The organism is Ruegeria sp. (assembly GCF_040830605.1).
Classification (GTDB): Bacteria; Pseudomonadota; Alphaproteobacteria; order Rhodobacterales; family Rhodobacteraceae; genus Ruegeria.
Map to the genome: position 1 here is coordinate 88,717 of NZ_JBFOMD010000011.1, position 11,733 is coordinate 100,449.

At 58.5% G+C, this 11,733-nt stretch carries 14 protein-coding genes and 2 pseudogenes; 12 read left to right on the forward strand and 4 right to left on the reverse strand.

Annotated features, from left to right (window positions below; all coding sequences use genetic code 11):
- The first annotated feature begins 62 nt into the window (after window positions 1-62).
- From AB3N21_RS16670 to AB3N21_RS16685, 4 genes and pseudogenes are all read left to right on the forward strand, one after another.
- Window positions 63-1,121: a sugar phosphate isomerase/epimerase family protein gene (locus AB3N21_RS16670; protein WP_367936279.1), complete on the forward strand. Its 1,059-nt coding sequence runs from the start codon at window positions 63-65 to the stop codon at window positions 1,119-1,121.
- Window positions 1,118-2,284, forward strand: a complete 1,167-nt coding sequence (locus AB3N21_RS16675) for a Gfo/Idh/MocA family protein (RefSeq protein ID WP_367936280.1) — start codon at window positions 1,118-1,120, stop codon at window positions 2,282-2,284. Before AB3N21_RS16670 ends, AB3N21_RS16675 begins: the two co-directional genes overlap by 4 nt.
- Before the next feature lie 134 nt (window positions 2,285-2,418).
- Window positions 2,419-2,739: pseudogene (locus AB3N21_RS16680) on the forward strand (tyrosine-type recombinase/integrase); the annotation flags it as partial.
- Between the two features lies 1 nt (window position 2,740).
- Window positions 2,741-3,070, forward strand: a pseudogene (locus tag AB3N21_RS16685) (transposase); the annotation flags it as partial.
- A 312-nt stretch (window positions 3,071-3,382) separates the two neighbouring features.
- Here AB3N21_RS16685 and AB3N21_RS16690 read toward each other — a convergent pair.
- Complete coding sequence (locus AB3N21_RS16690; protein ID WP_367936281.1) at window positions 3,383-3,919, reverse strand: winged helix-turn-helix transcriptional regulator; 537 nt, start codon at window positions 3,917-3,919, stop codon at window positions 3,383-3,385.
- 40 nt (window positions 3,920-3,959) lie between these two features.
- Here AB3N21_RS16690 and AB3N21_RS16695 point away from each other — a divergent pair, with 40 nt between their 5' ends.
- The 4 genes from AB3N21_RS16695 to AB3N21_RS16710 all read left to right on the forward strand — a co-directional run bounded on the left by AB3N21_RS16695 (window position 3,960) and on the right by AB3N21_RS16710 (window position 6,077).
- Complete coding sequence (locus tag AB3N21_RS16695; RefSeq protein ID WP_367936282.1) at window positions 3,960-4,337, forward strand: VOC family protein; 378 nt, start codon at window positions 3,960-3,962, stop codon at window positions 4,335-4,337.
- A gap of 125 nt (window positions 4,338-4,462) precedes the next feature.
- A complete protein-coding gene (locus AB3N21_RS16700; protein WP_367936283.1) occupies window positions 4,463-5,026 on the forward strand; it encodes a hypothetical protein in 564 nt (187 codons plus the stop codon).
- 328 nt (window positions 5,027-5,354) lie between these two features.
- Window positions 5,355-5,684, forward strand: a complete 330-nt coding sequence (locus AB3N21_RS16705; protein WP_367936284.1) for a GYD domain-containing protein — start codon at window positions 5,355-5,357, stop codon at window positions 5,682-5,684.
- A gap of 120 nt (window positions 5,685-5,804) precedes the next feature.
- Window positions 5,805-6,077: a hypothetical protein gene (locus tag AB3N21_RS16710; RefSeq protein ID WP_367936285.1), complete on the forward strand. Its 273-nt coding sequence runs from the start codon at window positions 5,805-5,807 to the stop codon at window positions 6,075-6,077.
- A gap of 156 nt (window positions 6,078-6,233) precedes the next feature.
- On the opposite strand, the gene AB3N21_RS16715 is transcribed toward AB3N21_RS16710, so the two are convergent.
- Window positions 6,234-6,635, reverse strand: coding sequence for a winged helix-turn-helix transcriptional regulator (locus AB3N21_RS16715; RefSeq protein WP_367936286.1), 402 nt, complete (start codon window positions 6,633-6,635; stop codon window positions 6,234-6,236).
- A 158-nt stretch (window positions 6,636-6,793) separates the two neighbouring features.
- Between AB3N21_RS16715 and AB3N21_RS16720 the strand changes: the two genes are divergently transcribed.
- Window positions 6,794-7,564: a nuclear transport factor 2 family protein gene (locus AB3N21_RS16720; protein ID WP_367936287.1), complete on the forward strand. Its 771-nt coding sequence runs from the start codon at window positions 6,794-6,796 to the stop codon at window positions 7,562-7,564.
- A 224-nt stretch (window positions 7,565-7,788) separates the two neighbouring features.
- On the opposite strand, the gene AB3N21_RS16725 is transcribed toward AB3N21_RS16720, so the two are convergent.
- Complete coding sequence (locus tag AB3N21_RS16725; RefSeq protein WP_367936288.1) at window positions 7,789-8,229, reverse strand: DUF302 domain-containing protein; 441 nt, start codon at window positions 8,227-8,229, stop codon at window positions 7,789-7,791.
- Between the two features lie 97 nt (window positions 8,230-8,326).
- Between AB3N21_RS16725 and AB3N21_RS16730 the strand changes: the two genes are divergently transcribed.
- From AB3N21_RS16730 to msrQ, 3 genes are all read left to right on the forward strand, one after another.
- On the forward strand, window positions 8,327-9,814 hold the full coding sequence (locus tag AB3N21_RS16730; RefSeq protein ID WP_367936289.1) for an FMN-binding glutamate synthase family protein: 1,488 nt from the start codon (window positions 8,327-8,329) through the stop codon (window positions 9,812-9,814).
- Window positions 9,815-9,889: 75 nt separating this feature from the next.
- Window positions 9,890-10,789, forward strand: a complete 900-nt coding sequence (gene msrP / locus AB3N21_RS16735; RefSeq protein WP_367936290.1) for a protein-methionine-sulfoxide reductase catalytic subunit MsrP — start codon at window positions 9,890-9,892, stop codon at window positions 10,787-10,789.
- A 4-nt stretch (window positions 10,790-10,793) separates the two neighbouring features.
- Window positions 10,794-11,390, forward strand: coding sequence for a protein-methionine-sulfoxide reductase heme-binding subunit MsrQ (msrQ, locus tag AB3N21_RS16740; protein ID WP_367936291.1), 597 nt, complete (start codon window positions 10,794-10,796; stop codon window positions 11,388-11,390).
- Between the two features lie 163 nt (window positions 11,391-11,553).
- Here the strand turns inward: msrQ and AB3N21_RS16745 are convergent.
- A partial coding sequence (locus AB3N21_RS16745; RefSeq protein ID WP_367936292.1) for a hypothetical protein occupies window positions 11,554-11,733 on the reverse strand: 180 nt, incomplete at its 5' end.

The window sequence follows — 11,733 nt, forward strand, 5'->3', positions numbered from 1 at the left end:
CTGCTGGCGCATAACAAATGCGCCTGGAAATCACGCACAGGTCAAAGGTCAAGGAGAGAATAATGCCGGGAAGAATCAAGGGGCCGGCGCTGTTTTTGGCGCAGTTCGCCGGAGATGAACCACCGTTTAACTCGCTGGAATCTATTGTCGGATGGGCCGCAAGTCTTGGTTACAAAGGCGTCCAGATACCCACATTCGATGCGCGTCTTTTCGATCTGGACAAAGCGGCTCAAAGCGAAACTTATTGCCAGGAAATCCAAGGGATCTGCGCTGATGCCGGTGTCGAGATCACCGAGCTTTCGACCCACTTGCAAGGCCAATTGGTGGCCGTGAACCCGGCCTATGACATTGCCTTTGACGCCTTTGCGCCCAAATCCTTGCAGGGCAATTCGACCGGACGGACACAATGGGCGACTGAGCAGCTGAAAAAGGCCGCCAAAGTCAGCCGTAGGCTTGGCCTGGACACTTCAGTGAGCTTTACAGGCTCGCTGGCCTTTCCGTTTCTCTATCCCTGGCCACAGCGGCCGGCGGGTCTGATCGACGAGGCATTTGCCGAACTCGCCCGGCGCTGGCGCCCAATCCTGGATGTTTACGAAGAGTACGGAGTGGATGTCGGCTTTGAAATCCACCCGGGCGAAGACGTCTTTGACGGCGCCACATTCGAAATGTTCTTAGAAGGGCTGGATCATCACAATCGCTGCAGGATCAACTATGACCCGTCGCATTTCCTGCTGCAGCAACTGGACTACCTGGCCTTCATCGACATCTACCACGAGCGTATCTGCGCCTTCCACGTAAAGGACGCCGAGTTCAATCCGGACGGACGCCAAGGGGTTTATTCAGGTTATCAGCCTTGGATTTCACGCGCGGGTCGTTTTCGCAGTTTGGGCGACGGTCAAGTGGATTTTGCCGGCATCTTTTCCCGCCTTGCCACACATGGGTACGACAGCTGGGCAGTGCTGGAATGGGAATGCTGTCTCAAATCACCGGAACAAGGCGCCAAAGAAGGGGCCCCGTTCATCTCCCGTCACATTATCGATGTGACCGACAAGGCGTTTGACGATTTCGCAGGCGGTGACACGGACGCTGGTCGGATCAAAGCCATGCTGGGGACTACATGATTAAGAAACTAAAGCTTGGCATGGTCGGCGGCGGTCAAGGGGCGTTCATTGGCGCGGTTCATCGGATGGCTGCCCGGCTTGACGGCCACTGGGAGTTGGTGGCTGGTGCGCTCAGCTCAGATCCCACGCGTGCCAGAACCTCGGCCGCGGAGTTGGGTTTGGCATCCGATCGCACATATACCGACTTCCAGGAAATGGCCCGTGCGGAATCAAAACGCTCTGATGGAATTGATGCGGTGGCAATCGTGACGCCAAACCACATGCATGCTCCCGTCGCACTCGCATTTCTGAAGGCGGGCATTCACGTCATATGCGACAAGCCCTTGGCGGCCACACTGGCTGAGGCAGAGACCATTGCGAAAGCGGTGAAAGACAGCGACAAGCATCTGATCCTGACCCACAATTATACCGGCTATCCTCTGGTGCGACAGGCACGTGAAATGGTGGCGCGCGGAGATTTGGGCAAAATTCGTGTAGTGCAAGTTGAGTATGCTCAGGACTGGCTGGCTGAACCGTTGGACAACAAACAAGCCGATTGGCGCACCGATCCCGAGCGCGCAGGCGCAGGCGGTTGCGTCGGAGACATTGGCACGCACGCCCTGAATCTGGCTCATTTTGTGACGGGTCTTGAGATCAAAGAACTGTCTGCCGATCTCGATAAATTTGTCGAAGGCCGGCAACTGGATGACAACGTTCAGGTTCTTCTGCGATTCAAAGGAGGCGCAAAAGGAATGCTCTGGGCATCTCAGGTCGCTGTAGGAGAAGAAAACGGGCTGCGCCTTCGCATCTATGGCGACAGGGGGGGACTCGCCTGGCAACAGGAGAATCCAAATGCCATGACATTCACCCGTTTCGGACAACCAAAACAGATAATGACCAGAGGCGGTGCAGGAGCTACGGAAGCATGTCTCGGTACGATCCGAGTGCCTCCCGGTCATCCCGAAGGATACATCGAAGGTTTCGCAACAATTTACTCGGAGGCAGCAGCGCTGATCCGAGAGGCCGGGGCAAATCCCTGTCGATCGCAATCAAACCAACTACCAGGGATCATCGATGGCCGCCTGGGGATGCAGTTTATTATGGCTTGCATCCGTTCTTCCATGGCTGACGCACGGTGGACGTCTCTGGAAACCTATGGCGAAGTTCATCTGCCGAACTCCTGACAGATCCGCTCTTTTTAGCTTGAAAAATCAAGCACGTAGACATCCCTCAGGTTGTTCCACTCCCTTCGGTGCCGATTGCGCGCACTTGATCCAAACCGCTTGATCCCGTGCACAGGGAGTGGTGAGCGCATGGAACTCCAGGCCTGCTCGGCTTGCTGCGCGAGTACTGTCCCGAAGCTCGGCCCGAGGGCTGGCTGTTCCCGGGTAAGCCGAAGATCAGCCCGATCCCGCCGCGCCAACTGAAACGCGCCTTCACGTCAGCCAAGAACATGGCAGGGATTAAAAAGGTCGCGACACTGCGCACCCTTCGGCGAAGCTTCGCGACGCATCTCCTGGAAGCAAATACCGATGTGCGCGTCATCCTGATCCTGCTCGGCTACGCCAAGCTGACAACCACGGCGCGATACACCCATGTCGCCACCAAGACGATCGGCAACAACGTCAGTCCCTACGACATCCGACTATCTCGGTTTCGATCTGGTCATGGCAGACAATCTGCCCATGCCAAGCGTCCTGCTGGCCGACCGTGGCTACGACGCCGACAGCATTCGCAAAACCATGGACAGCCGCGACGTGCTGCCGGTCATCCCCATGCGGAAATCACGCAAGAAACATGTCGGTGTCCACCGGTGGCTCTATCGCCTTCACAACTTGGTGGAGCGCTGCTTCAACAAGCTGAAGAATGCCCGCCGTGTCGCCACCCGTTATCACAAGACCGCCGAAAGCTACCTTGGCTTCATCGACATCACATCAATCCGCCTCTGGCTGCGCCATTTGTCAACATGACCTAGCGAAAATGATGAATGGAAAATCTTGCGATTGGTGCCGTGTATTATCACGCTACCGGCATGTACCGTTGCTGCGATACGGTGGATAGGCTTCCCGCGCTTGTTTCTTAAACTAGGCTCAGAAAACCAGCATTCTCACCACGATGTTGGCAAGCATTTTGATTGGCACAGCACAAAGAAACTGGTGTGTTTCTAGCGATCCAAAGCGGGTATTCGGCGAATCCATCGAGTGGCAACTTTGCCTCGCATAGACAATCCACTAGCCGGCTCTATCGGGACCTTTCGACCCCGCGACACCGGCCACCCAACATCAAACCACCAAACCCAGCGCCGCCCCAATCTGCGCCCCAGCATTGGCCGCTTGATACAACGGGCGCGGTGGGTGCGACGATGTGTTGACGCGGCGCTGCAGCCAATGCTGCGCCTGAAGATGCTGCAGAGATTGTGAAAGGGCGCGGTCGGTGATCGGCGGTAGCGCGGTCTTGATCTCGGAGAAATGTCTGGGCGCCTGACTGACCGCCAATATCGGAACCGTCCATGATCTGCGCAGCAGGGCGGTCTCGTCGGGCTGCGGCGCCAGCCTCTCGATGCGCCGGGCAACCTGCGCGATCTGCGCGCCAAGCGCCGTCAGCCGGTATTCCGGGCGCAGCGGATGGCCATGGCCGGGGTTACGCTCCAGCAGCCCGAGGTCGACCAGATGTTTCAGGCTCTGGGAAAACGCCGTCCGGCTGGCGCCCGACGCGGACAACAACGGCGCCTGCCGGCCCGGAACACCGGCCTGCATCAGGGCAAGGATCTTCAGCGACCAGGCGCGAGAGGTAATCTTGACAACCAGATCAATGTCCATAAAGTATAGTTACTATATTTTAGGATCAAAGGGAAGTACCATGTCCGTTATCTCTCTGGAAAACACGATCACCATCGCCTTGTCCGTCCGCGACCGGCACGCCAGTGCCAAATGGTACTCCGAGAAACTGGGGTTCGATCTTCTCTACCACGCTGACGAGGCCGGATGGAGCGAACTGGAAACCAGGACCAGCGGCGTGACCCTCGGTCTGGGAGAGCAGGCCGAGCCCTCGCCGGGCAACATGGTTCCGGTCTTCGGCATCGCCGACATTCATGACGCGCGCCGCAAGCTCGAGGCCGAAGGCGTCAGGTTCGACGGCGAGACCGATACGATCGAGGGCATGGTTAGCACCGCCACCTTCTACGACCCCGACGGCAACGCCCTGATGCTCGCGCAGGATCTGACCCAGGGCGGCTGAGCCACGATGCCGCGCTGCACTTTGTTCCGGATCGTCATCTCTGCTTTGAGTTATCGCCCGGCCTGCGTCTATTCTGTGTGCAGGAAACAGGCGGGTGCAGGCAGATGGGCAGTTCCGGGCCGGACATGGATGAGCTGAAAAACCTGATCGCATTGTCGCGGCAGCGCGACCTGAGCTTTGGGTTCTGCCTGGGCAAAAAGGCCGAAACCTCGGTTCTGGTCATGCACCGCGACCGCGCGCCCGACGCCATGGCCCGCGAGGCACGCCAACAGGGAGAGACCCCAAAGATCGCCTTCGGCACCGCGTCGACCAGGGGCAGGGTGCTCACCCTGACCTGCGCGAACCGGCCCCCGCCCAGACTGGCGCGCAAGGTCAAACGCTACCTGCACAGCCATGGCATGAAGCTTAGGGTGCAACTGGCCGAACCGGCCGCACCCCAGAAAGAGGCGCAACAGCCAGCATCCGAATCCGAAACCGAGACCCCGCAAAAACCCACGTCCTGGGAGGCGCTGCGCAAGGCGGTCGGACGGCTGGCCGACAGAAAAACCCGGCAAAACCCCGAGATCGGCGACAAGCTGAGCACAGCGCTGGGGATCGCCGACCGCAAATCGCGCGACGGCGAAACCAAAGCCGCAGCCAAAGCCCTCCGCCAGATCGTCCGCGCCTTCGGCCTGTCCACAAAAGAGTAGGGCGGGCTTCAGCCCGCCACAGATCGCTGACAACCTCCATCAGCCTCGTGGGGGTCTGTCTGTTATGCAGGATGGGTGTCGCAGGCTTTGGCGTGCGGGCGTTTCACCACGGCCAGCCGAGACAGCCGCGCCGCATCGGATCCAGCGCAACAGGAAAAACCGCATATGGCGGCACTGCGGACCATTGCTGCCATTCGAGTCGTGCGCAGGGCAATCATACAATCGCCTGTTTGCCCCCAAGAGGATTGCTCAGGCGAAAACCTGCGGCCATCTCTAGGAAACGTGTTATCGTTGGCAATTGTTGGAACAAGTTTCAGGGGAGGAACAAATGCCGACTTTTATCGTTACCGGAAATTACACGGCCAAGGCGATCCAGGGTATGATTGCAAACCCATCGGATCGGGCCGCTGCCGTCAAACCGTTGGTCGAGGCCACAGGCGGACAGATGCTGTCCTACTATGCAACGACGGGAGAGACCGATTTTTTGATGATCTGCGAAGCTGCGGATGGGGAAGATATTCTCCCTGCTCTGATGGTCGCGGGAGCAACAGGTACAGTGTCGAATTTGAAAACGGTTCGGGCTTACTCAAGCGCAGATTTCGCGACGGCGCAGCAGAAGGCAGGCGGGATAGCCGCCAAGTTCAAACCGGCTGGTTAGAGCGGCTACGCAGCTTCGAGAATTCGAAGTCCGTGCTTTTTGCTCCCGAGGTCTGTTGAGCGGACATTGCTGCCGATCATCTACTTGCTTGGAAGTTGACCACATTGAGCCTTCGATGCCATGTTTGGCGCCATGGCAATTGGTCTACTCAAACTCAGCAGCGGTCACTTTTCTTTGGAATTCGAAGAAGAGGATGTTTCAGACGTTGTGGAGGCAATTAGAACTGAGTTCGGCAAAGCCGAACAAAAGCAATTTGTTATAGCGAGCGAAGTGAAGTTTGGTAGCGCCACTTTCGTGTTTCAAAATGAGTGGCAAGACCCATGCCTGGTCTCGTCCAGTCTTCAGGGCGATCGGTGCCTTCGGCAAATTCATGAAAAGCTGAGTAGGCAATAGTGCCGACACATGGACAGAGTGAGTTTGGACAGTTTGGGCTCACACTGGTCATCCGACGGATTTGGTCGGGCTTCATGGCGGGTCATGCGGCGTCAACGACGGCTCCGCGGACGTCGCCGACATTTGCTGCGCTCAGCACAAACGAAGGTATCGGCGTCACTTTGACTGCGACCGCTCGTACTCCATGCGCGCCGTCTTCACGTGCTCCATTTGCTCGTGCGACCAGAAAACAAGCGGCTTCAGCAGCTCCAGCAAACTGCGGCCCAATGGGGTCAGTTCGTAGGATACGGCAACCGGAGGGCCCGGATCGACGGTGCGGGTCAGGTAGCCGTCGCGCTGCAGGCCGCGCAGGTTCTCGGTCAGCACGCGCTGTGTCACATCTCCGATACAGCGTTTGATCGCGCCAAACCGTTTGGGTTCGTCTTCCAGCGCCAGAATGATGATCATCCGCCATTTACCCGTGACATTGGACAGAACGGATCGAATGGAGCAGTTCGATGCTTCCGCTTTATTGTTGACGCCTACAGGCAGCATTGAAACCTCTGGTTCACTTTTCATACTAGAGACGATCATAGTACCATATCCATCTGATTCAAGTGCCTGAATTTCAACGCGGTATCCTCTAAACAACCATGTTCCTGGTAAGTGCGTAATTGCAATGTGGTGCAGATTTAATACCAACTATTGCCACAACGCGAATCGAAAGGAATCACAGCATGACCCCCAAAGAACTGGTCCTTGCCCTGTTCACCGCAGCCTTCGTCGAGCACGACCCCGAGGCCGCGGGCCAACTGGTGACGCCCGACTACATCCAGCATAATCCGCAAGTTCCCACCGGTGCCGAAGGTCTGTTGGGGCTCATACCGCTGGTCGAACAATCCGGCATGACGGTGACAACGCACCGGGTGATCACCGAGGGCGATCTGGTGGTGCTCCACAACACTTATGAAAATGCCGATGCCTTTGGCGCCTCGTCACTTGCCGCATTCGATGTCTTCCGGGTCAAGGACGGCAAAGTCGCCGAGCATTGGGACAATCTGCAGCCGATTCCGGACACCACCGTATCCGGTCGCGGAATGACAGACGGCGCCACGGAAATCACCGACCTGGATCAGTCCCAGGCCAACAAAGAGCTTGTCCTTGGTTTTGTTCGCGACGTGCTGGCCGGAGCGGCCCCGGAAAATGTCGCCAATTACATGGATCCCGAGGTTTACATGCAGCACAACCCGATGATCGACGATGGTCTGGACGGGCTCATGGCAGCGGTTGAAGCCTTTGCCGCGCAGGGTCAGGCCATCACCAAATTCGAACCCCAATTCGCGGTTGCCGAGGGGAATTTCGTCTTCGTCGCGACCGACGCAATCATGGGTGGCCAACCTTGGGCCTTTTTTGACCTCTGGCGCGTCGAAGACGGCAAGATCGTTGAGCATTGGGATGTCGTTTCGCCGATCCCCGAGGAAATGGCGCACGAGAACGGAAAGTTCTGACACCTTCCGCAACACGGCTCGGTGGGCAGCTCTCCGATGGCTGCCCGCCGACCGACACAGCCCTTTGTGGCCTCGCGACGCAGTTGCAAGTTGGGCTTCAGGCCGGCATCCAGGAATGGTTGGAACCCACCTGAGCTTTGCCCTCAAACCGCCACTCGCACCACCAAAACCCTTTGTACAATTTGAAAGATCGCCCTTCCAAACCCTGTACAAACCGGAAGAATTCACTCTCCCGCCGCCTCGCGGGCGATCTCGTCGAGCAGCGCCTGAACCTCCTGCATCGGCCCCTCCGGATAGCCGCGATAGCCCACGATCACCTCTCCGGGCCGGTCCGCCAGTTCTGCAACGAAGACGTCATAAGGGCAGAACATGATATTCATCGGGTCCGCCTCCATCACCTTGCGCGACAGTGACGCCGAGCAGAACGAATAGACATTCGCGTTTGAAAACAGTACTTTGTCCGATCCCACATCGGCCCGCGTCCGCTCCAGCATCTCGCCCACATGGGCCACATGCTCGATCCGCAGCCCCCGGTCCAGAATGGCGCTTTCGACTCCAAAGGTCACATCGTCGAAACTCTCGGAGGTCGTGTAGCTCACCATATCTTGTGCCGTCACGGCAGAAGCCCACAAAATAAGCGCCAAACTCACCAAAATCTGTTTCAAATTTCTTCTCCCTTTGTGAACACCCGTGGGTTGCGCAGGGGGCCGTTCCCGCCCAGTCTGGCCCCAACGCGCCAGATTAACATATCGGAGTTTTCGCATGGGTTTTGCGATGAATGCAATCGAGGCCATGGCTTTCCTCGTCGTCAGCCTCATCGGCCTTGTCGCCCTGACCGCTCTGGTCTTCTTCTTCATCGACCGGTTCCAGACCAGCGATGCGATCCGCCGCAACTATCCGGTGATCGGGAGATTCCGCCATATTTTCAGCGAGTTGGGAGAGTTCTTCCGCCAGTATTTCTTTGCCATGGACCGTGAGGAGCTGCCCTTTAACCGCGCCCAGCGGGACTGGGTCGGGCGCGCCTCGGACGGCAAGGGGAACACCGTCGCCTTCGGCTCGACCCGCAACCTCAACGTGCCCGGCACTGCGATTTTCGTGAATGCGCCATTCCCTCCGCTCGACGATCAGGCCGCCAAAACCGAGCCGCTGATGATCGGCCCCACCGCCCGCCAACCCTTTCTGGCGCCATCGTTTTTCAACATCTCGGGCATGAGCTACGGTGCCATCTCGAAACCCGCCGTGCAGGCCCTGAGCCGTGGCGCCAAAGAGGCTGGCGTATGGCTGAACACCGGCGAAGGCGGCCTCAGCCCCTTCCACCTCGAAGGCGGCTGCGACATTGTCTTTCAGATCGGCACCGCCAAATACGGCGTCCGCGATACCGACGGCAATCTGAGTGATGATAAGCTGCGCGAGATCGCCGCGCATGAGACGGTGCGCATGTTTGAAATCAAGCTGTCGCAAGGCGCCAAACCCGGCAAGGGCGGCATCCTGCCGGCCGAAAAGATCACCGACGAGATCGCGGCAATCCGGGGCATCCATCAGGGCAAGGACAGCCAGTCCCCGAACCGCCATCATGAGGTCAAAAGCTTTGATGACCTTCTGAACATGATCACGCGCGTGCGCGACGTGACCGGAAAACCTGTTGGAATCAAAACCGTTGTCGGCTCAGAAGAAGTCATGCGCGACCTGTTCCGCACCATCGAGGCGCGCGGCGCAGACAGCGCGCCCGACTTCATCACCATCGATGGTGGTGAGGGCGGTACCGGCGCCGCGCCGATGCCGCTCATCGATCTGGTCGGCATGTCGGTGCGTGAGGCGCTGCCTCTGGTTGCCAATCTGCGCGATGAACACGGGCTCAAGGACCGCATTCGCCTGATCTCAAGCGGCAAGCTGATCAATCCTAGCGACGTGGCCTGGGCATTGGCGGCGGGGGCGGATTTCATCACCTCCGCCAGGGGGTTCATGTTTGCGCTGGGCTGCATTCAGGCACTGAAATGCAACAGGAACACCTGCCCGACCGGTATTACTACCCATAATCCGCGGTTCCAGAAGGGGCTGGTGGTCAAGCATAAATACCAACGCGTCGCCCGTTATGCGCGCGAGATGATCCACGAGGTCGAGACCATTGCCCACTCTGTCGGCGTCCCCGAGCCGCGCCAGATGCGGCGGCGGCATGTGCGGATCATGCAGGCCAATGGCCGGTCGGTGCCGATGAATGAGATTCTGCCAAGTTACAATCCGATAGCCTGATTGTGAGAGCATTTGCTTTGGCTTTGCCTGTATGCAGGGCTAAGTCGGTTGCGACTGAAATGACCGGAGACCCCAATGGCCCACCGCTGGACGAATGACCTGACCCGTGCCGACGCGACCCCCGAGGCCGCCTTTCTCAACCGGCGGCACTTCATGGCCGGGGCGATGGGTCTGGGACTGGCCGCGATGGCTCGCCCGCTGGCTGCCGAAGAGTTGAAGCTGAACAGTTGGGATGAGATCACCAACTACAACAACTATTATGAGTTCGGCACCCGCAAGGAGGATCCGGCGAAATATGCCCACGTGCTGACCACCGAGCCGTGGAGCGTTAAGATTGACGGTCTGGTGGACCGCCCGGGCGACTATGACTTTAAAGACATCCTGTCCGAGATGACCATCGAAGAGCGTATCTATCGCTTCCGCTGTGTCGAGGCCTGGTCGATGGTGGTGCCGTGGAACGGGTTCGAACTGGCCGATCTGCTGAACATGGCAGGCGTCAAGGAGGGGGCGAAATACGTGGCCTTCGAAACCCTCTACCGGCCCGAGGAAATGCCCGGCACGCAATTCCCGGTGCTGAAATGGCCCTATCGCGAGGGGCTGCGGCTGGACGAGGCGATGCACCCGCTGACGCTGATAGCCACCGGCATCTATGGCAAGCCGATCCCGAACCAGAACGGCGCGCCGCTGCGTCTGGTGGTGCCGTGGAAATACGGGTTCAAGTCAATCAAGTCGATCGTCCGCATCACGCTGACCGACAAAGAGCCGCCGACAAGCTGGAACATGGCCAATGCGGGCGAGTATGGCTTTTATAGCAATGTGAACCCGAACGTGGATCATCCCCGCTGGTCGCAGGCCAGCGAACGGCGTCTGGGCGGCGGATTGTTCGCCAAGCGCCAGCCGACGCTGATGTTCAACGGCTACGAAAAAGAGGTCGCGGGCCTTTACGAAGGCATGGACCTGTCGAAATACTATTGATCCCATGAGCAACGTGAACTCGATACTCCGCCGCGTGCCGGTCTGGCTGATCTATCTGATCGGAGCTCTGCCTGCGCCCTGGCTGTTCTATCTGGGCATGACCGGCGGTCTGGGGGTCGAGCCGATCAAGGCGCTGGAACATGAGTTGGGCGAACTGGCGCTGCAACTGTTGATCCTTGGGCTGGCAGTGACGCCGCTGCGGCGGTTCGCGGGGCTCAACCTGATGAAGTTCCGGCGCGCTATCGGGGTTCTGACCTTTTCTTATGTGGCGCTGCATCTGCTGGTCTGGCTGGTGCTGGACGTGCAGATTCTCAGCCAGATCTGGGCGGATATCCTCAAGCGGCCTTATATCACCATCGGCATGACCGGTTTCGCGCTGCTGCTGCCGCTGGCGGTGACGTCGAACAACTGGTCGGTGCGCAAGCTCGGGCCGCGCTGGCGGTCGCTGCACAAGCTGGTCTACCCGGCGGCGGTTCTGGGCGGGCTGCACTATGTGATGTTGGCCAAGGGGTTCCAGCTTGAACCGCTCGTGTATCTCGCGATCATCCTCGGGCTGCTGGCCCTGCGCCTGCCGTTGCCTCGCCGCAAACTGGCGGCTTGATCCAGCCAGGATTCGAGGCCGAGTCGCCGCTTCGGGTCAGCGAGTCTGTGGGTAACTTTGTGAGTTTCTTTCCCTCTGCTGGGGATTCTGTGGTTGATGCATATGAGAGTGGTTTGTTCGGATGCGATTTCAGCCGGATTTTGCCGTTCTGGCGGTGCGCAACTCACTGAATAAGAACAACAAACCAATATTTCTCCAAGTTTTTCCATTTTTTATGTGAAATGGGGTTGCGGGTGTTTGAGGTGTTCCGTAAATAGCCCTTCACCGGCGCTTGAGGGTTTGCTGGTGGCGCGCTGGAGAGACGGCGGGACACACTGGAGAGACGGTTGGGACGCTCAGGAGA